14 protein-coding genes are annotated in these 22,387 nt (G+C 68.9%); 4 read left to right on the top strand and 10 right to left on the bottom strand.

Features of this window, described 5'->3' with window-relative positions:
• Positions 1-24: 24 nt before the first annotated feature.
• A complete protein-coding gene (locus KI385_RS37925) occupies positions 25-1,545 on the bottom strand; it encodes an FAD-dependent oxidoreductase (RefSeq protein WP_238576555.1) in 1,521 nt (506 codons plus the stop codon).
• 146 nt (positions 1,546-1,691) lie between these two features.
• On the opposite strand from KI385_RS37925, the gene KI385_RS37920 reads away from it, so the two are divergent.
• Positions 1,692-5,006: an ATP-binding protein gene (locus KI385_RS37920; RefSeq protein ID WP_238576554.1), complete on the top strand. Its 3,315-nt coding sequence runs from the start codon at positions 1,692-1,694 to the stop codon at positions 5,004-5,006.
• A gap of 783 nt (positions 5,007-5,789) precedes the next feature.
• Here KI385_RS37920 and KI385_RS37915 read toward each other — a convergent pair.
• The 6 genes from KI385_RS37915 to KI385_RS37890 all read right to left on the bottom strand — a co-directional run bounded on the left by KI385_RS37915 (position 5,790) and on the right by KI385_RS37890 (position 14,421).
• On the bottom strand, positions 5,790-6,749 hold the full coding sequence (locus tag KI385_RS37915) for an NAD(P)H-dependent flavin oxidoreductase (protein WP_238576553.1): 960 nt from the start codon (positions 6,747-6,749) through the stop codon (positions 5,790-5,792).
• A 354-nt stretch (positions 6,750-7,103) separates the two neighbouring features.
• Positions 7,104-9,104, bottom strand: coding sequence for a collagenase (locus KI385_RS37910; protein WP_238576552.1), 2,001 nt, complete (start codon positions 9,102-9,104; stop codon positions 7,104-7,106).
• A 217-nt stretch (positions 9,105-9,321) separates the two neighbouring features.
• Positions 9,322-10,281 carry a LysR family transcriptional regulator gene (locus KI385_RS37905; protein ID WP_238576551.1) on the bottom strand — a complete coding sequence of 320 codons (960 nt, stop codon included), beginning with the start codon at positions 10,279-10,281 and terminating at the stop codon, positions 9,322-9,324.
• A gap of 563 nt (positions 10,282-10,844) precedes the next feature.
• The gene (locus KI385_RS37900; protein ID WP_238576550.1) at positions 10,845-12,584 is read right to left on the bottom strand and encodes a PKD domain-containing protein; all 1,740 of its coding nucleotides are present in this window, start codon (positions 12,582-12,584) and stop codon (positions 10,845-10,847) included.
• 478 nt (positions 12,585-13,062) lie between these two features.
• A complete protein-coding gene (locus KI385_RS37895) occupies positions 13,063-13,641 on the bottom strand; it encodes a hypothetical protein (RefSeq protein WP_238576549.1) in 579 nt (192 codons plus the stop codon).
• Between the two features lie 57 nt (positions 13,642-13,698).
• Entirely contained in the window at positions 13,699-14,421 is a 723-nt protein-coding gene (locus KI385_RS37890) for a DUF6333 family protein (RefSeq protein ID WP_238576548.1), read from the bottom strand.
• 647 nt (positions 14,422-15,068) lie between these two features.
• Between KI385_RS37890 and KI385_RS37885 the strand changes: the two genes are divergently transcribed.
• The 3 genes from KI385_RS37885 (at position 15,069) to KI385_RS37875 (ending at position 19,774) form a co-directional block, all read left to right on the top strand.
• A complete protein-coding gene (locus tag KI385_RS37885; protein ID WP_238576547.1) occupies positions 15,069-17,114 on the top strand; it encodes a tetratricopeptide repeat protein in 2,046 nt (681 codons plus the stop codon).
• A gap of 282 nt (positions 17,115-17,396) precedes the next feature.
• Positions 17,397-17,726 carry a hypothetical protein gene (locus KI385_RS37880; protein ID WP_238576546.1) on the top strand — a complete coding sequence of 110 codons (330 nt, stop codon included), beginning with the start codon at positions 17,397-17,399 and terminating at the stop codon, positions 17,724-17,726.
• Positions 17,723-19,774: a hypothetical protein gene (locus KI385_RS37875; protein ID WP_238576545.1), complete on the top strand. Its 2,052-nt coding sequence runs from the start codon at positions 17,723-17,725 to the stop codon at positions 19,772-19,774. The genes KI385_RS37880 and KI385_RS37875 overlap by 4 nt, the downstream gene beginning before the upstream one ends.
• A gap of 99 nt (positions 19,775-19,873) precedes the next feature.
• On the opposite strand, the gene KI385_RS37870 is transcribed toward KI385_RS37875, so the two are convergent.
• The 3 genes from KI385_RS37870 to KI385_RS37860 form a co-directional block, all read right to left on the bottom strand.
• Positions 19,874-20,350: an ATP-binding protein gene (locus KI385_RS37870; protein WP_238576544.1), complete on the bottom strand. Its 477-nt coding sequence runs from the start codon at positions 20,348-20,350 to the stop codon at positions 19,874-19,876.
• 267 nt (positions 20,351-20,617) lie between these two features.
• Entirely contained in the window at positions 20,618-21,490 is an 873-nt protein-coding gene (locus KI385_RS37865; RefSeq protein WP_238576543.1) for a carbohydrate ABC transporter permease, read from the bottom strand.
• Positions 21,487-22,383, bottom strand: a complete 897-nt coding sequence (locus KI385_RS37860) for a carbohydrate ABC transporter permease (protein WP_238578020.1) — start codon at positions 22,381-22,383, stop codon at positions 21,487-21,489. Before KI385_RS37860 ends, KI385_RS37865 begins: the two co-directional genes overlap by 4 nt.
• Positions 22,384-22,387: the final 4 nt, after the last annotated feature.

Here is a 22,387-nt window from a genome sequence, read left to right as displayed (position 1 = left end):
GCAGGAGGGAACAGGGGCGGCGGCTCAGATTCCCGAAGTGCCGAACCACTGGGCGGCGGCCCGCTCGAACGCTTTCCGATCGAAGTCGCGATCGCCCGCCCAGGCGACGACGCCGTCCGGCCGGATGAGCACGGCACCCAGTCCGAGGTCGTTCTTCGCCGCCCCGGCCGCGTAACGCAGGCGGCTCTGTCGGCTCGTCGCCGCATCGCGCAGGCGGCGGTCGGAGCTGAAATCGAGCACGACGCCTCGTCCGTCCTGCAACAGCTCGCCGAGGCGAGTGCCGTCTTCGAGACGGAGGTCCGGGGCGTTGCGGCCTACCAGCGGCTGCTCGCTGCCGAGGTCGTAGCGGATCGACGATCCCGACACCTTCTCGAACACGTGGGTCGTTCCGTCACGGGTCCCGAGCAGGTCGCGCATCAATCCTTGGATCGCCCGGCCATGTGGGTCCGGCCGCATCACCACCGCCTGGGCGCGCGTCCAATCGAGCACCCAAGCGCCGATCGGATGCCGCTCGCGGGTGTAGGTGTCGAGAAGCCCGTCCGGCGCGTACCCGTGCACGGTCGCCGCGAGCTTCCACCCCAGGTTCATGGCGTCGCCAATGCCGAGGTTGAGTCCCTGTCCGCCAAGGGGGGAGTGGATGTGCGCGGCGTCGCCCGCGAGCAGGACGTGCCCAAGCCGGTAGGTCGTCGTCTGCATCGCCCGATCGGTGAAGCTCGAGACGAGAGGGACGTCGCTCAGCGTCACATCGGTGCCGGACACGCGGCGCAGCACCGCCTGGAGGTGGTCGAGAGTCGGCTGTTGCGAGCGATCGAACGCGCCGCCGTCGAAGTCCATCATGCCGATGTGCCCCTCGGTGGGCATCCGGAGGTACATGCCCGTCGGCGTCAGGTTGATCCCGGGGCTCAGCTCGTCGGGATCGGCGACGGTGGCGAGCATGACGTAGCCGGTGAACAGCGGCTCGGTGCCGACGAATTCGAAGCCCGCGAGCCCGCGCACCGTGCTGCGTCCGCCATCGCAGCCGACGAGCCAGTCCGCCGCGTACTCGTGGTCGCCGACGTGTGCGACCACGCCCTCGTCGTCGTGCGTGATGGCTGAGACCGTGACGCCGCGCCTGATCTCCACGCCGAGCTCGGAAGCCCGCTCGGACAGCACCGTCTCGACCGCTTCGAGGTTCGTCAGCACACCGTCCATCGCCGGGTTGGGAAGCCGAAACGGCAGGGCGGCGAGGTCCACCTTGGCCGGATCGAGCACCATGCCGGCGAAGTGGCCCACGCCACGAGGAGGTGACGGCTCGTCCGCGTCGGGGTTCGGGCCGGGATCGTCGTGGACGCCCGACGCCGTCAGCAGTGGGTGCAGCATTCCGCGGCGGTAGAACGCCTCGACCGACCCGGCGGACAAGCCCCGCATCCCGAGCGGGTCCGCCCGCCACGGGGAGCCGGGCTCCGGCTCCCGCTCGAGCACCAGGACAGAGCAGCCCGCGAGGCCAAGTTCGCAGGCAAGGAACAGACCGACCGGGCCGGCGCCCACGATCACTACGTCATGCATGAGAAGTCCCTTTCCGAAGCCGGTTGTTTGCGGCACGCCAAGATTGCTGCGGGCCACTCACACGGTGCGCACACGGCGTTGACACGAGGGCACACGGGCACCGCCCTGATGTGAGGACCCGACCGTGTGCGTGCGAGGATCAGAGAATGGACGGGGGTGCCAGGGGTGCGCGGCTTCGTGTCACGCTGCTCGGCGCCTTTCAGCTGGCCCGCGGTGACACCGAACTGCCCGTACCAGGTGCCCGGTTGCAGGCTCTGGTCGTACGGCTGGCCCTCGCCGGCGGGCACGCGGTCGAGCAGGGCGGCCTCATCGACGCGATCTGGGCCGAGGACCCGCCGGCCGGCCCGGCCCACGCCCTGCAAGCCCTCGTCTCGCGGCTGCGCCGGACTCTCGGCTCGGCCGGCGACATCGCGCAGTTCGCGGGCGGCTACCGGCTGGCCGTTGACGCGGCCGACGTGGACGCGCTGCGGTTCGAGCAGCTCGCCGGCAAAGGCCGTGACCACCTGCGCGCCGGCGACCCACATGCCGCGGTGGCCGTGCTCGGCGAGGCCGTGGCGCTGTGGGGCGACCGTCCCGGCGCCGAGCCCCTGGTCGTCGCCGCGGTAGCGCCCGCCGTCGCGACCCGGCTGGCGTACGCCTCGATCGAGGCCGTCGCCGACCTCGCCGACGCCGAGCTGGCGCGGGGCCGTGCCGACGCGGCCGCAGCCCGTCTGGCCGCACTGCTTGCCGAGCACCCCGTCCACGAGCGCGCCGCCGCGTTACTCATGGACGCGCTCGCCGCCCAAGGGCGTCAGGCTGAGGCCCTCGCCCTGTACGAGCGGATCCGCGAGCGCCTGGCCGACGTCCTCGGCGCCGACCCGGGCGCCGCCCTGAGCGAACGCCACCTGCGCCTGCTGCGTGCCGAGCGGCCCGCCCCCGACGCCGAGCAGGTCAGGCAGAGCAACCTGCCCGCACCGCTGACCAGTTTCATCGGCCGCGACGACGACCTTGCCCGGATCGACACGCTGCTCGCCACCGGGCGCTTGGTGACTGTGCTCGGACCCGGCGGCGCCGGCAAGACGCGCCTGGCGGTCGAGGCCGCCCGCCGCCACCGGCACGAGTACCGCGACGGCGTCTGGATGATCGACCTCGCCTCTGTCACCGAGCCCGCCAAGGCCGGCGCGGCGCTGCTGACCACGATCGGGCTGCGTGGCTCGGCGCTTTTCGAGGCCTCGGCCAAGCTGCGCGGCGACCCGGTCGGCGAGCTGGACGTGCTGGCGGACCAGCTGGACGGCCGGGAGAGCCTGCTCGTGGTGGACAACTGCGAGCACCTGATCGACGCTGTGGCGCACCTGATCGCGGCGCTGCTGGCCCGCTGCGCCGCGCTGCGGGTGCTGGCCACGAGCCGGGAGCCACTGGCGGTCGACGGCGAGGCGCTGGTCCCGCTCGGCCCGCTCGCCCTGCCCGAGCCGCACGAGGAGGTCGAGCAGGCCCGCCGTACGGCGTCGGTGCGCCTGTTCACCGAGCGGGCGGCGGCCGTGCGGCCCGGGTTCGACGTCGACGAGCACAACCTCGGCGAGGTGCTGCGTGTCGTCCGCGGCCTGGACGGCATGCCGCTCGCGCTCGAACTGGCCGCGGCCCGTCTGCGCACGCTCTCGCTGGCCGGCCTGGCCGCCGGATTGTCCGACCGGTTCCGCCTGCTCACCACCGGCAGCCGGACCGCCTTCCCCCGGCATCGCACGCTGCGCGCGGTCATCGCGTGGAGCTGGGACCTGCTCGGCGCGGACGCCCGTGCGGTCGCGGAGCGCATCTCGGTCCTGCCCGGCGGCGTCACACCGGCCTCGGCCACCGCGGTGTGTGCCGGCACTGCGGTGCCGGCAGCCGAAGTCCCGGAGCTGCTCGCGGGCCTGGTCGACCGATCGTTGCTGCAGCTCGCGCCGGACACCGGCCGATACCGGATGCTGGAGACCATCCGCGAGTACGGCCTGCAGCGCCTGGTCGAGCAGGGCACCCTGACCAGCGTGCGGGACCTGGCAGCCCGCTACTTCGCCGAGCTCGTCGCCCGCCACGACCCGCTGCTTCGCGGCCCCGAGCAGCTCGACGCACTCCACGTGCTGCACGCCGAGTACGACAACGTGGTCGCCGCCCTGCGCCACCTCTGCGACAGCGACGACGCCGCCTGCGCGATCGCGCTCGCGCTGGACCTGATCTGGTACTGGCAGATGCTCGGCCGGCACGCCGACGCGGCCTACTGGCTCGGTGAGGCGGTCGCGCTGCCGGTCGCGCGGCCGAGTGTGAAACGCGACATCGCCGAGGGGTTGCTGGCGCTCAACACCGTCGCCACCCGGGGTGCGCCGGCCAACGAATGGATCAAGGAGCGGCGCGGGGAACTGCGGGCGCTCGCCGGCCGGCTGCTGAGCCGTCCGGAGCTGCTGATCCATCGGGAGCTGCCGGGCCTCTGCGGCGTGCTGACCGCGGTCTGGCTGGCCTCCCTGGCGGAGATGGAGGTGTCGCCGACGGTCCTCCAGCAGCTGGTCGACGGGCCCGACGTGTGGCTGGCAGGGATGGCCCGCTTGGTCCGGGCCCAATCCGCTGAAAATGACGGCCATTTCGACCAGGTCCGCAGCGACGTGCGCGCCGCGCTGGAGTGCTTCGCCCGAGCGGGCGACCGCTGGGGCTTGGCCAAGGCGCTGCCCCTGCACGCGCTGATGCGGCAGTACGACGGCGATCTCGACGGCGCACTGGCCGATCTGAACGAGGCCAAACGGCTGGCCCGCGAGTTCGGATCGCTCAGCCTCAGCGACGAGATCTTCGTCGACCTGCGCCTGATCGATCTGCACGTGCGGCTCGATGAGCCCGCGCGGGCGGCTGAGACGATCGCCGTGGCCCGGGAGCGCGTGCTGCGCTCGGCGTCGCCCGAGATGGCCATTCTGCTCGACGCGCGGGAAGCCGCTCTGTGGGTGCGAACCGGCGTTCTGCCCCAAGCGCGCGAGCTGGTCGAGTCGCTCGAGGCCGGACTGTCCGAGCAGGTCATGTTCGGAGGCGACCAGGGGCAGGCACTGGTCGGCGCGATGCGGGGCGCGCTCTGTCTCGAACTCGGCGACGGGCCGGGCGCCGAAGAGGCGCTGGGCCGGGCGTACGTGGCGGCGGTCGACAGCAGGGACATGCCGATCGTGGCGACGGTAGCGGTGACCGTGGCCGGCCTCGCCGCGCTGCACGGGCGGTACCCCGAGGTCGCTGTCCTGCTCGGCGCGGCGGCCCGTCTGCGCGGCGCCCACGATCGCACCGATCCGCAGGTCCGCACGCTGAGTAGCCGTAGCCGAGCCGCGCTCGGCGACGAGCGCTTCGCCGAGGCGTACGAGACCGGCTGGCAACTGGACGTGACAGCGGCCGTGACCCGGACCGACCCGGCGCGGCTGCGCCGCATGTCGCCGTCCGCGTCACCTCCCGAGCCGGGCGGCGCTCAGACACGGCGGGCGTGAGCCTGCAGCGCGAGCGGTACGAAGACCACCAGCAGGTGGAACTCGACCGGGCTGCCGACCAACAGCCCGCAGGGCGCGTCTCAGGCCGGGACGCCATATGCCCAGGGACCAACCCCACGGGCGCGGGGACCACAGTCGGTGACCGGGGGCAGATGCGCACAGAGTCGCTTTTACACTGGCGACCATCCGGCCGTCGGTCATTGCACGGTACGGACCTGGACCCGATCGAACGCCCATATGACGGATGCGGAAAGTCGTTCTGACACCGCAGCATCTGTCGGCGGGCACATCATCGGCGGGGCCGACGACCGGGAGGTATCGGGAGCCACGGCCCGATCACCCGGCCCGAGCTCGGTCCGTGGCTTCGACGAACGGGACCTGCGCGCCATCCAGCGCCGGAATCGAAACACCACCGTCAAGACGCGTGCGGCCGGACGCCCCAAGGGGAAACCCTCGTACGGGTTTCCGCTACGTCCGGGTTGCGATGGGCGGCGAAATCGACCACGTCGAACTGCACCCGCGTGTTCCACCGTGATCAGGCTCGTCGCTCGCCGCATCCTTGCCGATCCCGAACACAACACGCCCGGTGGCGAAGCGGCTCGCCTGAACCGCGCAGGGGAGCCGGCGCCTGTCGACCACTTGGCCGTCATGGAGGGGAAGCCGTCGAGCCGTCGGCCTCGTACAGCGTGCGGTGGACGACGAGGGTCCAGTCGCCGTTGAGACTGGGCCAGGTGGCGAAGACGACAGTGGTCGCGGCCGGCCCGAGGCAGCACGGAAGCGCGGTCAGTTGCCTCCTGCTCGGGTCAGGGCGTCCTGCGCCTGGGTGGCCATGGCGGTGACCAGGTCCTCTGCCGAGGGCAGGTCGTCGATGAGGTCGACGGCTTCGCCCGCCCAGACCGGCAGCGGTGGCACGGTGCCTCGTGCCACGTCGTCCTGGTACGCCTGGCGGACCTGGGGGTCGGCTGCGAGCTCGGCCTCCCGGCCTCGCCAGCGGTCGAGGTACGGGTGGCGGAGTGTGCGAGCGGGGTACTTCGACGGCCACCGGGAGCCGCGCGCGATGTCCAGCACGGTGCTGCGCTCGGTGTCCTGCCCCCGCCCCTCGACAATCGCCTGGCTGATCGAGGGGTCGATCAGGGCCTCGGTGGTGGCCTGGAAGCGGGTGCCGATGAGTGCCCCGGCGGCGCCCAGTACGAGAGCCGCGGCCACACCGCGCCCATCGGCGATCCCGCCCGCCGCCAGCACCGGCACCGGAGCCACGAGATCCACCACCGCGGGCACGAACGGCAGAGTGGACCGCCCGCGCACGGCTCCGTGCCCGCCGCTCTCGATTCCCTGAGCAACGATCACATCGGCACCCAGATCCACGGCCTGCTTGGCCTCCTCCAGGTTGGTGACTTGGACGATCAACAGAGCCCCTGCCCGGCGGACATGCTCCGCGTATGGGCTCGGATCGCCGAAGGACAGCATCACGGCGCTGGGGCCGTAGCTCAACGCCAGCTCCACCGCGGCGAGATCGATCCCCCAGGTCAGGAATCCGATACCCCACGGTCCTTCAGTACTCGCGACGACCGGCACCTCCCGTGCCAGCCACTCCGGATCCCCGTAGGCGCCGCCCAGAATCCCGAACCCGCCACCGCGGGAGACCGCTGCGGCCAGCGCCCCACCGGCCGACCCACCCATCGGTGCCAGCGCGATCGGGTGCCGTACGCCGAGCATCTCCGTGAACGCCGTCGATAAAGTCATGTTCGTATCATGCCGCTTTGTTCGATCAGCGGAACACAAACGCAGCGACTGATCTCCGCGGCGCCAACGCCGCGCCGCCATCGGTCTGTTTACCCTCTGCCACCAACTCGGCTGCGCTTTCTGGCCCCGCCCTGGCCCGAAGATCGAGAATGCCCCGGCGCCGACAGCACCGGGGCATTCTCGATCTTCGGGCCAGGGCCTGTCCGGCGGATCAGGGCCGGACAGGCCCTAGTGGTGTACCTCCCGGCGGCGGCGTAGATCTTCGACGGTTGGCGGCCGTGGAGAACGTGCCATCACCGAAGTGTCACGACTGTGCGGTGATGGTGCCGCCGCCGGGCTGGGTGGATCTGCCGGTCAGGTGGACGGTCGGGCCGAAGACCGCTGCGCCGAAGGCGTGGTCGTCGACCCTGGCTTGGCGGCGCAGGCGCCGTCCGCGCAGGCGGTGAGCCACGAGTCGAAGTCGGCGTCGTAGCGCGTGCCGATATCGTTGTAGACGGCGTAGCCGCCGGCGTAGTCGCCGGTCCGGAAGTGCTCAAGCATGGTGGCGATGTCCTCGGGGTGCTTCTCGAACATGTACCGGACCGCGAGGTAGCCCCAGGGATAGGTGCGGGTCACGTCGCTGTTGTCGTAGGTGCTTTGGAACAGCGTGCTCAGCTTGTAGGTGTGCTTGCCGGCCTCGGTGACCGCCTCGTCGTCGGTGATCTTGCGGTAGCCGTACGAGATGTACTCGCCGAGGCCCTCGATCCACCAGACGTCCGGAACCGACGTCTGCTGGCCGAAGTCCCCCTTCATGTCGTCACGGGCGTCGAGGTAGTGCGTGTACTCGTGGTTGAGGTTCCAGATCCGGGCCGGGAAGCCGTTGTCGTCGCTCCTCTGATACATGATGGACATGGGCTTGTTGTCGGGTTTGGTGGGGTCCCCGATCATGGTGATGCCGCCGTTGTTGGTGTCAACGCCGAAGATGGCCCCGGCGTAGGTCTGGTAGTCGCTGCGACTGCCGAACACGACGAGCTGGATGGTCGATTCGTACTGGTTGGGGATCGGGCCGTTGTCCTTCACCAGGTCATGGACGTACGGGCCCTGGCCCAGGACGCTGGCGCAGGCGGCTTCGAGCTCGTCGGGCGTCAGCGCCTGCGCCTTGATGGTGTGCGTCGCATCGCACTCGTGGGTGACCGGCAGCGCCGCCTTGGTCAGCTGGTCGGACAGGTCACAGACGCCGAAGTACGAGCAGTTGTCCTTGTCGTAGGAATCGGCCTGGGATGCGACGGTGACCCACATGGGCGCGGTCGGGCCGGTGATCTTCGAGGCGTCCAGCAGGCCCTTCATGAGCGGCCGCACCTTGTCCCGGAGGGCCTGATGCTCGACGTAGCGCGCGACGTTCATACCGGCGTTGGAGTCGAGGTAGGCATTGTCGGTGCCCAGCATGTCCAGGTGGTCGAGCGCGAACTTGTTGAGGGTGTCGATGATGCTCGGATCGGCCGTGACCGCCTTGACGTAGTCGGGGTTCCAGTTCCCGCGCCAGAGCGGGGTGTAGACGTTGTTGACGGCGGCCAGCATGCTGGGGATGTCGTTGTACGAGCTGTTGTACCCGCCGAGCACCTCCTTGTAGGTGTTCAGGTAGCGGGCCTGCTCGTTGGCGCTGTCCGTGAGCGTGATGACCTCGCTCAGGACGTCGCCGTTCTCCGATGTGACGTCCTTGGAGTGTGAGTTGGCGAAGAAGGCGTCCAGACTGCCTTGGCTGGCCGCTGCCAGGGTCGGGCCGTAGTCGCCGACGTCGTCCTGATGGTTGGACTGCACGTAATAGCCGGCGCGCAGGAACAGCACGACCTGCAACACATTGTCCGAGTTGTCACCGGGATACGCCGTCGCCCCGCTCTGGAAGGCGTTGGCTATGGTGACCATCTGTTCCTCGCGGAAGACGTCGTGCGCGTCTTTGCCGGTGATGCTGAACAGGGTGTTGACGCACTCCGTGGTCGAGGCTTTGACGAACGTGACCAGTTCGGATCCGGTCCGGCCGCCGAAGTCGGACGGGCTGCAGGAGGCCGCGGCACCGTGCTTCGCGCCGCCTTTCTGTTGTGCCGCCGCAGTCGAAGAAGTGGGGGGATTCTTCGCGTTGAGCGGGGGGAGTTGGGCGACGCCGAGCGGTCGGCCCTGCAGTGCGGGCCTTTCGTTCGCGCCGACTGCCGGGCCGGTCGGTGGTACGGGGTGGGAGGTGGTCCGGGACGCGGTGACGGCCCGGGCGGCATCCGATGAACCAGGCATCGCCTGTGCCGGCACAACCAGCAGACCGGCCGTGGCAACGCAGGCGGCCAGTCCGCCGACCACACACCTGGGCGGGGGGAAGCGGTAGCGCATCCATGCTCCTTCGTGGACAGATGCGCCTCGGGATCGAGCTGAGGCGTGAGTGGCACCTTCTCAACGCAACTGACCGCCGACAATAAGGTGTGACATAGCACATGAGCCGAGTACGCCATAACATCCCGGCCGAAGGTCTTGACGGCGGGCGGGCCGAACGGCCGTTCCGGACAGCTCAGTTGCCCAAAAGACAAGGAGGTGGGCGCCGAACCAAGCTCTACGGCCTGGCCACGCTCCAGGTTCGGGAGGCCCATGTCCGGAAGTGCGGAGACTGTGCGATGAGAGCCCGGTATGCCGCGGCGGCGGAGCCGAAGAGCGTGTCCGCTACCTCGTCGGCAAGGCTCTCGCGTCGCCAGGCCAGCACATAACGGCACCACAGGGGTGTGCCGACCAGCGGTTTGACGAGGACGTCGGGGATCGGCCGGAGCGTCGCTTGCACGATGGAGACTCCGATGCCTTCGGCGATCATGTTCTGTAACTGCTGCTGGTCGCCCAGGAATTCGTGGACCGCCGCCGGGGTGAATCCGGCCGCCCGGCAGGCCGCGTAGAACACTCCCGGCCAGCCGGCCCCGTCGTCCGGGGTCAGAAACCATGCGTCGTCGGCCAGGTCGGCGAGCGCCACCTCGGAGCAGTGCCGGAGCCGGTGCCCGGCCGGCAGGGCAACGAAGGACGGCTCGGTGACGATCCCACGGTGCGCCACGGCGGCCGAGTGCCGCAGTTCACGCCCCGGGTAGTCCGCGGCGATCGCGACGTCCACCTCCCCTTGCTCCAGGAGTTCGACGATCTCCGAGGACGGATACACACTGCTCACCGTGAGCGCGAGATCGGGCAGTCGGCCCCGAAGCCGGATGAGCATGCCGGCCAGGACCGGCGAGTTGGTCGCGGCCAGGCGGAGAGGTCGGCGCGTTCTCGCACCGCCTGCGGCCGGCCGGCGCCCGATCGCGGCCGCGCGGGCCAGGACGTCACGGGCCTGAGCCAGGACCTCCGTGCCGTACCGCGTCAGCTCCACACCCGAGGTGTTCCGCTCGAACAGCGGATTGCCGAAGTACTGCTCAATACGCTGGAGTTGGGTGCTCATGGCCGGCTGCGAGTACCCCAGGTCCGAGGCGGCCCGGCCCACGCTCCCCGCATCGGCAATCGCACACAGCACTCTCAGGTGCCGAAGCTCCAACTCCATGCCCACACTCCTCCCGTCCATGCTGCTCCTGTCCGAACCGTCCGGTGCCACCGCGGGGCGGCGCCGGGCATGCGGCACTCGTCCGACAGTTCGGTGTGGAAGCCCACCCCACCGCTCTCTGCCCGCTCGCGCCAGGGCCGGGTGCGCCCCGAAGGCGTCCGAGGCCTCGAATCGGCCGGAGGAGCGCCCGTACGCCATGAGCCACCCGGCACAAGTGCGGTGACCACATGGACGCGCCGTCCTTCTCCTGGGCCACATCATCGACTGAGCGAACGACTGGGAGATACGGGAGGGTGCCACAGACCCGATGGATCTTGCGCGGCGGAGGCTCCGGCCGGCCGCGGGGCTGCATGCCGGTGGGCGCCGGGCGCCATTGGTCCCAGCTGCCGTCCCGTTCCGTCTTCACCGGCGACCGGGCGGCGAAGGGTGCCGGACCCGGCACGACAGCCCGCGTCCCGATTGTCGTCGATGCGGCGAAATCAGGTCTCGGCACGGCCGAGGGGCGGCCCGCACCTGCGAGCCGCCCCCCTTGGACGGAGTCTTCAGTCCGCTGGACGGAGCCTTCAGTCCGCGGTGATGGCCCGGGCGGCCTCGACCAGGACCTTCCTTCCATCTTGACCGGTCATCACGAGCCGTGCCAGCCAGGGCCCCTTACGGTCGTAGGCATGAGTGACGGCCGCCTCGCTCGTCTCCCGCTGCGTACCGTCGCCGAAGTACCAGTGGTAGCGGTACCCGGCGGCGGGCGGCTTTCCGGCCACCGTCACCGACATGCGCACCTCACTGCCGACGGGCGCATTCTTCGGCACGTTCAGCTGTGCCCGGGGCCCCTGCCGAGGGAGGTGGAACCACTCGCGAACACTCGGGTTGAGGAGAAAGGCATCGGCGTACTGCCGGGCGCCCTCGATGTCGGGGTGACCGACCGCCGCGCTCAGACACTGTGCCGGAGTCGCGCTCAGCTCGGGGCAGGCCCGAGTACGCAGCGGGAACGCCGGGTCGGTCACCGGAGTGTTCCAGACCTTGGAGTCCCGGGTGAGTACGGCGTTGTCCACGGTGAACAGTCCGTCGGCCGCAGTCGCGTACGGACCGTCCTTGGACGCCTTGTTGGCGGCGGTCGCCGCCTGATGGTAGGCGGCATTGGCCAGTTGTGTGTACTGCTCATAGCGCTCGGCCACGCTGCCGAGGGCGCTCTTGCAGGAGGTCAGCCGCGCTCCGGCGACTCCCGGGGTCGAACAGGTCCGCACCGGGATCGGAGAACTGCTGCGGCTCAGCGCGTAGTAGAAGTCGGCCACGATCACCTTCGGCCGCCCCGGCAGGGAATGGGCCTTCTCGATCGCCGCCTGCATCCCGCGTCCGCCGTATCCGACCTTCGCGCCGCTGAAGTAGGGCACGTCCTTGGCCGGGTTCTCCGCTGCCGCGCCGATGCCGGAGCACTCGCGCTTCACGGCCTCGGGCAGGTTCCTCGAGCCGGGGGTGATGCCGACGCCGATCCCGAAGAAGGGGTCGAGGTCGTTGATACACCCGTTGATCACGACCAGATCGAGACCGTAGCCGCCCGCCCGCGCCTGCGCGCCCGCCTTTTCCAATTGGCAGAACACGTCCGGCATTTGCTGGGTGACCTCGCCGAACTCCATCTCCCCGTCGCCGTCCGGGTCCTGCTTCTCCGTCGTGCGCAGACAGGCCGCGTCATCGTTGCCCGCGGGCAGCTCGGGCGCGTCGAGCACCGCGCCGGAGATCGAGTAGTCCATGTGCTGGACGCCCCGGCCGGTCTCACGGCCGAGCAACTGACCTGTCAGATAAGGGAACTTCTGGTCGTGGTCCAGGCCCTGTCCCCAGACTACGGAGTCGCCGACGGACGCCACCCGCACCGGGTCGCACCCCCGGCGTATCGTGTCCCGCCAGACCTTGCCATAGCGGCCGGATGCATGGCCGCCGGACGAGGCGGCGATGCGGGCGTCGAACTGTAGGGCGGTCTCGGCCGCGGGCACCCGGTCGAAGGGGATACTGAACTCCGCCGTGCCGACATTGGCGGCCATGGCGAGGCGCCCGCCGGCCAGCTGCTCCTCACCGGCGCGTACCCGCCACTCCACGGTGGCTCCGGCCTTCGCCGCGGCGGGATCGTAGACCTCCACCCGGCCGCGCACGGCTCCGCTGCACACCGGATTCGGCGTCATGTCCACGTCGAGAACGAGAGGGAACGCCGATCCCGGCAAGGCGCTGGTCTGCGCCACGGCGGGGTGCCCACCGAGGAGCTGGCCGAGGAGCACGGCGGCCGCGCCGACCGCCGCGAAACGCCTCGCCGCCAACGAGCGACGGGCCACCCCCGGCCCGCTCGGAACGGCACCCGCGCCGGCGCCCGCCCGCCTTGGCAAAGCCCACCGCGACCACGCTAATCTCACGCCAACACCCCTGTTTTCGCTGTCATTTCGGTCCGCGCGGAGTCAACTGAATTCCGCATCGGTAGGGATGATGGCAGTCGGGAGGCCGGCATGGACCGCGGACGGGGTCCCATACCGAGTGAAACTGATCACTTACCCGCAGTTACGGATCGCAGTGCAACGCAGGAGGCCGCCGAAACGGACAGTCAGCGGCTGGCGAGGTCTGATCCTGGGGGGCCGACCGATAGGAACGGATCGGTTCGACAGACGCCTGGTCGCTCGGTACGAACGACGGATCCCTCCGCACACCGATCGACACTCGCGGTGACGACATCGACGGCGCCGACACCCCCAAGACCCGCCACCGACACAGCGCCGTGCGGGAAGCCTGCTGAACCCCGGGGGCTCAGCCGCCGTCTTCCGGTGAAACGTAGGAGACATAGAAGGCGTCCGGCTTCGGGCCCCGCCGGTATGCCGCCGATTCCTGCGGCTTGTAGGAGCCCTTGTAGTCCACCCACGGCTCCGGTCCCTCCGCTTGCAGCCCGTAGGCGCCGTGGAGGTGAACCTGGCTGCTGACCGCGGTCACGCCGACCAGCCCCATCACCATGAGAAAGACGAGCCACGCCCCGCTCTGTGTGCGATCCATGCGGCTGATCATCCCATCTCGCCTGCCGGCTGTGGCAGTTGGGCAAGGGGAAGCGCCCCACCCGAGCAGGGCGGGTGCGGCCCTTCGTCCTGTGTGCTGCCTGGTCAGGCCACTCCTGGGCGGTGCGCTTGCGGCGCATCCACACACGAGGGCGCCGTCGGCTGTGGCAAGCGCCGCGGCGATACCGGAGATCAGGCCGATGGGGGTGTCGGATCCGGTGTCGGCGAGGTCGCCGTCGAAGGACTTCGGCATCTGCCGCTGGACGGCCATCTTGTCCCACTTGGCGTTGGGGGCGCGCAGCGGCCACCGGGACGGGTTCTTGCTGTTGCGCCGGCGCATCAACCAGATGGATGACCGTGTCGGCAATTCAACTGGCCGTACCGGCCCGCGAGTTGGTCAGCCACCGATGAAGTACAGCTCCTCCATCGTCCGGGTGTAGGACTCGGTGTGCCGCACGCGGAAGGCCGATGTCTTGAGGCTTCCCATGGGCCACGGGTCGGCCTCACCCAGCGCGAGGGTGGCGAAGTCAGCCCACTCGACCTCGCCAGGGTCGGCATCGAAGTCGATGTCATGCTCTTCCAGGACGTCGGCGCTGATGCCCAGCGCGGCTGCGACGGCATGAGGGGCACCGGTCAGCTCCCACGGATCCATCGTCGGCCACCCCGAGGCGTGGAACATCGGTCCACCCGGCAGGTGGATGATGTCCTCGGTATGGGACTCGCCGCAGTCCACCTCGACCCGGCCGACGATCCGCGCGCCGGGGAACCGCTCTTGCAGCTTGGTCACCGCGTACAGCAGCGGGGTGCCATTGCCGTCGTCGACCATCGCCGGATCCGATATGGCCATCACGTTGCCCCAGCACCCCACCTGGATCACATCCAGGTCGGCGCGCGTCGCCAGATAGGGAATCTCGCAAGCAGACACAGGATCCAGCTCTTCAACAACCGCATCGACGGTCGGGAACGTCTCGGCGAAAGCTCGCGCGCCGGCAGGGTCATTGGGCGGCAGGTCCTCGGCACGGACCGCGAACGGGGGCTGAACGACGGTGATGTTGTAGTGGCTACCGCCGCCTTGAACCATCCGGTCTGGCGGCAAGGTCCAGAAACTGATGTCGGTCATGCACAACACCGTAGTGCGGGACACCGACACGGCTCCTGCGGACCGTCGATCGCAACCTCGCCGGCCGATGCGGCGTCTTCGTCCCGGTAGAGAGCGCGACGCAACTCACCTTCGCCTACGGTCGGCCATCGATCAGCACCGGGCCAGACTGCCCCCTACCTCCGACAGACCTCGCGCCGCCCCGAGACGCCCCTCGCCTCGACCGCATGATGCTGTTTCTCGGCAATACCCCCACGCCATCGATCAAGAAGCTCTCCCGGAAACCGCCGTCGAACGCTCCCGGTTGTGAGCTACGCAGCCAGAGGCAGTGCCGGCGGGGTCCGGCGCTCGGCCGAGGCCCAAGAACTGATGTCCCGAGGTTGAAACTCAAGCTCAGGGCGCCGCTTCAGCGAGACTGTAGAGGCGTGGTCCAGCCGTGCCGCGGGAGCCTGGAGGGGGCCGCATGGTTCAGGGGGCTGGCTGCTCGTCCGCCGGGTGGAGAGGATGGCAGTCCGACAGACAGCTGTGCTGCGCCATCTCCAGCCATCGGAGGCGGAATTGCTGTGGCGATCGATGCGTCCGTGGGCGGTGCTGCTCGGTGCGTCCGTAGGGGGCGCCGCAGCAGCAGTGATGGGTGCCGTCTGGTTACCGTCCTGGGGGGGGCGGCGATGCTGGCGGCGTCCGGTGCTGCCCTGGCGGGAGTGTTCACCGCCGATGCCCAGAGGACCATCTCGGAGCGGCAGCTGGCCAGGCGGGGAGTCGGCGGATCCGGTCCTGCGCCCATGGGGCGGGTGGAACGGTGCCTCGTCGGTGAACTGAACGACCCGATCGCGCTCGGCATCCACCCGGCGGCTCCACACGGGGCGCCGTCCCGGACCGACAGACTGCCGCAGTTCGTGCGGCGCGACTGTTTCCATGCCCTGCTCGACAGACTACGGCTCGGTGGACTCGTGCTGATCGTCGGCGAGTCGACCGCGGGAAAATCTCGGCTGGCCTACGAGGCGGTGCGCGCGGCACTGCCCGATCACGAGGCGTTCCTCGTGAAGCCGGACCACGACCTCGGAGCCGTGGCGGCCGAGGCTGCGAACGTCCGTCGGTGCGTGCTGTGGTTCGACGAATTCGACCGGTTCCTCGGCGTGGGCGGGCTGACGACCGACCTGGTGGGGACCATGCTCGACGGTGCGAACCGGCACGTTGTACTGCTCGCCTCCATGCGCAGTAAGGAGTACGACCGCTACGGCGCCCGGCAGCGCGAGGTCACCGATGCGGCGACCTGGCGCTCGGGGCGCGAGGTACTCCTCATGGCCGGCGACCCCCTTCGGCTTGAGCGCTTGTGGACACAGGCCGAGGTGGAACGCGCCAGGTCGGCGGCGGCCGACCCGCGAGTGGCCCAGGCGGCTCGCGGCACCGGCAACCGTTTCGGTGTGGCCGAGTTGCTGGCCACGGGGCCGGAGCTCGTGAACGACTGGCGGCATGCGTGGCAGCCGGGAACGCACCCTCGCGGTGCCGCCCTGGTGTCGGCGGCGATCGACTGCCGGCGCATGGGACTGCACCGCCCGGTCAGCAGGGATCTGCTGGTGGAGCTGCATGCGCACCACCTTGCAGAACGAGGGGGCTTGGCCCTGCGGCCGGAGCCGGTCGAGGCGGCGTTCACCTGGGCGACGTCCGCGGTGCAGGGTGCCAGCAGCTTGCTCGTTCCGCACACCGGCGGCTATCTCGCCTTTGACTACTTGATCGATCTGCCCGAGCTGGCGTCCGTGCCCGAATCGAGCTGGCAGACCCTGTTGGAGCGGACGTCACCGGAGGACAGCGTGGACATCGGCTGGGCGGCCGTCGACCTGATGCGACCGCTCATCGCTCTCAGAGCCTTCGACGCGGGTCGCCGGCACGGCCTTGCCGATGCGGACTACGCCCATGCCATCGCTCTTGGCAATGCCGGACGCCCGGCTGAGGCCGTGCAACGTTTGCGGGCTCTGCTTGAGGAGCGTCGTGCCGCATGGGGAGATGAGCACCCCCTCACCCTGAACACCTGGCACGACATCGCCCGCTATCTGGCGGAGGCAGGCCGTCCCGGCCAGGCGATCGAAGTGCTGATACGGGTGGTCGGCGACCGTACACGGTTGCTGGGGCCCCGACATGAGCAGACACTCGCTGCCCGGAGTGCCCGGGCCCGGTTCACCAGCGACGCCGGTGACCATGAGGGCGCGGTCCGCCGGTTTCACGAGGTGCTGCCCGACATGGAGGACGTTCTCGGTCCCCAGCACCTGGAGGTGTGGCTCACCCGGCAGGATCTCGCCCGGGCTCTGGGCCGCGCGGGACGTTCCGTGGAAGCCCTCGCGCTGACCCGCCGCGTACACGCGGCCCTCGTCGACGCGTTGGGCACCGCTCACCCCTGGGCACTGAGCAGCCGTTACGAGGAAGCCGTGCTGACCGGCCGGACCGGCCGGCCTGCGGAGGCCGTTGAGCTGCTCCGTGCCGTCTTGGTGGACCAGCAACGTGTCCTCGGGTTGCACTCACGCACGCTGAGTACCCGTCATCAGCTGGGGAGGTTCCTCGCGTCGGACGGACATCTCGAGGAGGGACTCCGCCTCCTCGACGAGGTGATCGTCGACCAGAGCAGGTTCCACGGCCCCGACCACCCCCGGACCCTGGCCTCCTGCCGCGAGCGTGCCACCGTCCGTGAGGCACTCGCACAGCGGACCAATGGGTCATGAACACGGTGTAAGACAGCCCGGTCGCAGCAGACGGCACCGGTGGCGCGGCTTGCACTTCGACGACCGTGTAATGGCCGAGGGGCTCCTCGGCCCAGCTCTCGTGCCAAACGCCGTGAGGACGTCGGTGGTGCGGGTTGCCAAGTACGGGAAACAGAACTGTCAAGACGCCAATCGACTGACAGCGCTTACTTATCGTGATTCCATGGTCACATGGCGGGGTGGAGAAGGTGCGTACTGGCGGCCTGCGTGATCACATGTGCGCTGGCAACGGTCGGACTCGCTGTGGTGGTGTTCGCGGTTGATCTGGCCACTGCGGACCAAGTGGCCAGTCTTGTCGGCTCCGTGGTCGGGCTTGCGGGACTCCTTCTCTCTCTGCGGGCACTCCTGCAGTCGGTCCATGCGGGTGTGGAAGCCGTGGACAACGCCGTAGCGGCGGGTAGCCATATCGGGCGCGTCGTTACCGGCAACAACAACAGCCTGACCGCCCGTGCACCTGCCCCGTCGCCCTCTGCTCCCTCGTCCTCGGGCGCGGTCAAGGCCTCCGGGAAGGGAAGTGTGGCCGCGGGTGGCGATATCGGCGAAATCATCACCGGCGATGGCAACACCGCATGACGCCTTTTCCGGGATGGTTGCGCCGGGCCAGGAATGAGCAGTACGCGAGCGAGAAACCCGTATCTGCGACTGATGGGTTCGGTGCGCAGGCGAGTGCCGCTGACGACTCCGTCGCGGCCGGCGGAGACGTTGGTACCGTCGTCCACGGCGACAACAATGATGTCAACGTCTACTTGATGCAGCCGTCTCCTGCACACGACTCCAAGTTCCCGGAAACCTCGGGGATCGTCTGTCGTCCGATCAGTGACTGTCATGCGATCGATCTGGAAGTCCGCCCTGCGCCAAAGGGCGATGTCGCGACGGCGGACCTTCCGAATTACGTAGCGAGAGAACACGACACGTACCTCGAAAAGGTTGTGGCCGTGGCCAAGGGCGGGCGCAGCCAGATGTGCGTACTGGTGGGTGAGTCCTCCACCGGCAAGACACGAGCCTGCTGGGAGGCCATTCAGCCCTTGGCCGACGACGGCTGGATGGTGTGGCACCCGATCGATCCGACACGAGCGGAGGCCGCGCTGGCAGGCCTGGCATCCGTGCGGCCGCGGACGGTGGTGTGGCTCAACGAGGCCCAGCATTACCTCATGGCAAGGGAGATCGGAGAGCGCATCATTGCCGCACTGCGGACTCTGCTCGGAGACCTGGAACGGGCCCCTGTCCTCGTGGTCGGAACACTGTGGCGGCAGCATTGGAATGCCCTTACTGCCCTGCCGAGTCAGCATTCCGACCCGTACGCTCAGGCCAGAGAGCTGCTGACCGGCCGACAACTTCGTGTCGCTGACGCTTTCACGCAACAGGACCTGGCGACCGCGACGCGAGCGGCATCAACCGACGACCGTCTGGCGTTGGCTTTGTCCCAAGCCAGAGATGGGCGCATCACCCAGTTCCTGGCCGGGGCCCCAGAGCTTGTCGGGCGCTATGAGAATGCTCCACCCGCGGCGCGAGCCGTCCTCGACGTTGCGGTGGACGCCATCCGGTTGGGATGCGGCGCTCATCTGCCGCACTCCTTTCTGGAGCAGGCCGCCGCCGGGTACATGCCGGAAGACATCTTCGATGGGGCCGAGGACGACTGGTTCGAGCAGTCCCTGGCGTATGCCGCGCAGCCGGTTCACGGAAACATCGTTCCATTGCGCCGGGTACGGATGCGCCCGGGACGGCTGGCCCCGGATGAGCCTGTCTATCAACTGGCCGACTATCTTCAGCAGTACGGCGGAGAACAACGGCGATATCTGTGCCCACCGGAATCCTTCTGGGACGCCGCCGTACGTCTTCTCACCAACATCGGTGATCTGAAAGCCCTGGAGCTTGCCGCCGAAAGCCGCTGGCGCCTTCACCGTGCACATCTGCTCAGCGTGACTGCGGCCTCGTTCGGCCCTGAGACGGTGTCGAGCACATGGGACGCGCGCAGTGCGATCCCATATCCGCGCCATCTGAGCCCCGAGGATCTCGATCGCCCCGAGGATCACTTCAATTGCAGGGCGCTCGCAGACCTCGCTCTGACCCACGAGAGTAACGCTGAACGCGGCGAAGCCACGGCGCTCGCCTTTCAAGCGGCCGACTGCTGCCAACCCGACGCGCTGGCCACGCTCGCCCTCATCCGCGAAAGGGCCGGCAACCGAAGTGACTCCGCCTACCTTGCGCATCACGCGGCAGCACGCGGTGCCCCCTACTGCCTCAGCGAACTTGCCCTGGCGCGAGAAGAGGCCGGGCTGTACGAGGAAGCGGAACACTATGCCTGGGAAGCCGCCCAGTACGGTCTCCCCGAGACGCTGGCAGCTCTGGCGCAAGTACGTGAGGAGGCTGGTGCGCTGGGGCAGGCCGAACGGCTGTGGGAACTGGCAGCTGAACGCGACCATCCTGAAGCTCTTGCCAACATCGCCCGACTCCGGCTGATCGATGGAGACCACTACGGTGCCGAATCGGTGGCGATGGAAGCGGTCAACCGCGGGTTTGCGGCGCCGTGGCGGCACACCACCCAGCCCCTCTGGGCAACCCTATGGCCGCACGGCATCGAGCCCGACGGCTCCCCCACAGCACCGTGGCGCACGGACTGAGCCCGGCCGACGTCCGAGATCCAGCAAGACCGCTCGGGGTTCGTCACAGCACTTGTCAGTAGTGCTGTGACGAACAGGCAGGCTCAAGCCCGTTTCACCTCAGCCCTGGAGAGCGTCGGTCGCGCGGGAGAGAGTCGCGCGGACCCATTTGCCGCCCTCGGGGTCCTGGCCGCACGTCCAGGATTCGGCGAGCGCGTTGATGATCAGCATTCCGCGTCCACAGTCCTCGTCATGGCCGGCCGTACGCTGGACCGGCAGAATCGTGGACCCGTCGTGCACCTCGATGTGCAGCACCTCGGGTTCCAGTGCCAGCTTGAGAACGATCACGGAATCGGGTCCTCGCTCGCGCCCGCATTCGGCCGACAGCCGGGCTCCATGGCGAATGGCGTTCGTGGCCAGCTCGCAGACGATCAGCACGGCCGCTTCGATGAGTTCTTCGTTCTCGCCCCACCGTCGCAGAGACTTCGCGGTGAAGGCCCGCGCTTGCCGGGCGGAGGGCAGGACTGCCGGCAACGTGAGCGAGATGGACGTCAGTTCGGCATCTCGGGGGATGGCGAATTCAGCCACAGCAGTCATTTTCTTAACCCTTCAAGCAAGCCGGGCGTGCAATCGACACGATTTGCAGCTTTTGCTCATGTGAGCAACCACAGCTCATATATCTAATTGCTCTTCCATTAAAGATCCACAGAATGCGATGTCAATGGTTTGGGCGGGCCGTTTTGAAACATGAGCGAATCATGCTCAGACGAGCAGTTTCCCCCGCCGGGCGTGACTGTGCGCAGTGGATCGATGATGGCCGGTCAGCCGGGCAACTTCGCGTGGCGGTCGGAGCGGCGGTCGGTGTCATTTCACGGCGCCGAGCGACAGGCCCTGGACGAGTTTGTCCTGGGCGGCGAACCCGGCGGCGATCACCGGGAGGGAGATGACGGTGGCGGCGGCGCACACCTTGGCCAGGAACAGGCCCTGGCTGGTCACGAAGCCGGTCAGAAATACCGGCGCGGTGCCCGCGACGACACCGGTCAGTACCCGGGCGAAGAGCAGCTCGTTCCAGCTGAAGATGAAGGAGATCAGGGCCGTTGCGGCGATACCGGGCATGGCGATGGGGGCGACGATGCGGGTCAGCGTGGTGGCCAGGCCCGCGCCGTCGATCGAGGCGGCTTCGAGGATCTCCACCGGGACCTCGGCGAGAAAGGAGCGCATCATCCATACCGCGATCGGCAGATTCATCGAGGTGTAGAGGATGACCAGCAGCCAGATGCTGTCGAGCAAATGGGTGTGCTGGGCAACGAGATAGACCGGGAGCAGCCCGGCCACCAGCGGCAGCATCTTGGTGGAGAGGAAGAAGAAGAGGACATCGCGCCATTTGCGTACCGGTTTGATGGACAGGGCGTAGGCGGCGGGGAAGGCGAGGGCGAGGACCAGCAGTGTGGAAACCACCGATGCGGTCAGCGAATTGATGAGCGGCGGCCAGGGGCTGATTCCGCTGCCCTCGCCGAAGAATTCGCGGTAGCCGTGCAGGGTGAGGGAAGCGCCGAGGCTGGGCGGATTGGTCGCCGCGTCCGTCTCGCTGTGCAGTGAGGTGAGCACCATCCAGGCGACGGGCAGGAAGAACAGCAGTCCGCACAGCCAGGCCAGCAGGCCCAGGGACGCGCTCTTGCGACGCCGGCGGCGGGCGGGAGCGGGCAGTCGGTGTGCGGCGCGCGGCATTCTGGTCATCGGACGCTCTCCTCGCGCAGCAGGGACGAGACGGTGCGCAGCGCGAAGGTGGCCACGACCAGCGAACACAGCAGGACGACGACGCCCTGCGCGGACGCCCGTCCGTAGTCATGGGCCTGGTAGAAGGTCTGGTAGATGGTGTACGGCAGGTTGGCGGTGCCCAGGCCGCCGGAGGTGAGGGTGAAGACCGCGTCGAAGTTCTGGACGACGTAGATGGTCCCGAGCAGGGCGGCGAGCTCCAGGTAGCGGCGCAGATGCGGCAGGGTCAGACAGCGGAAGATGTCGAAGGACGAGGCGCCGTCCACCAGGGCGGCCTCGACGACGTCGGCGGGCCGGCTCTGCAGTCCTGCGAGCAGGATCAGCATCATGAACGGCGTCCACTGCCAGATCAGCGCCACCTCGACGGCGGCGAGCGGGGTGCTGGTCATCCAGTCCGGCTGCGGCGGACTGTCGCTGCCGAACAGGCTCCACAGCCACGTCAGCACGCCGTTGAGGAAGCCGTAGGACGTGTTGAACAGGGCGTGCTTCCACAGCAGGGCCGCGGCGACCGGCACGATCAGGAACGGCGTGATGAGCAGCGTGCGGACGATGCCGCGGCCGCGGAAGCTCCGGTCGAGCAGCAGCGCGATCCCCAGGCCGAGCAGCAGGCTGACCAGCACCACGGTCACCGTCAGCAGGATCGTGGTCCATACCGAGCTGCGCAGCGCGGGGTCGGTGAAAACGGCCCGGTAGTTGTCGAAGCCGGCCAGGCCGCGGTTCTCGGGCGCCAGCGCGTTCCAGCGGAGGAAGGAGATCACCACCGTTGCCACGAACGGGAGTTGGGTGACGATGATGAGGAAGACCAGCGCGGGCAGGAGGGGCGCACGGCGAGCCCGCGCCCTGGCCCGGTCCATGGCC

The organism is Streptomyces inhibens (genome assembly GCF_022221585.1).
Classification (GTDB): domain Bacteria; phylum Actinomycetota; class Actinomycetes; order Streptomycetales; family Streptomycetaceae; genus Streptomyces; species Streptomyces inhibens.
This window is presented reverse-complemented; position numbering and strand designations above follow the sequence as displayed.